The organism is Streptomyces silaceus (assembly GCF_001419745.1).
GTDB classification, from domain to species: Bacteria; Actinomycetota; Actinomycetes; order Streptomycetales; family Streptomycetaceae; genus Streptomyces; species Streptomyces silaceus.
In genome coordinates this window covers 5,314-5,614 of sequence record NZ_LIRJ01000503.1, presented here as the reverse complement: position 1 = coordinate 5,614, position 301 = coordinate 5,314, and the positions used below count along the sequence as shown (strand labels likewise).

The following is a 301-nucleotide window of genomic DNA, read 5'->3' as shown; positions in this document are numbered from 1 at the left end:
CCCCCGACACCGACACCCCCACGACCGCCCCGGCCTGGCTGGACACCGAGACCGCGCTCACGTTGCTCACCTCGCCCCTGGCCGGGATGGACGCCGCCGACCTGCGGCGGCTCGGCCGGGCGCTGCGCGAGGAGGAGCGCGGGGCGGGCAACCACCTGCCGCCGCCCTCCGACGTGCTGCTGGCCCGCGCCCTCGCCGAGCCGGAGCGGCTCGTCGCCCACGACCCCACGTACGCCCGCGGCGCCCAGCGCCTCGGCGCGCTGCTGCGCAAGGCCCGTGAGCGCCTCGCGGGCGGCGGCAC

Annotated in this window: 1 protein-coding gene; it reads left to right on the top strand. The window is 80.4% G+C overall.

The genetic code is table 11. The annotated features are described in order from the left end of the window. On the top strand, nucleotides 1-301 hold a 301-nt coding region (locus AOK22_RS43330), incomplete at both ends, for a hypothetical protein (RefSeq protein WP_244165232.1).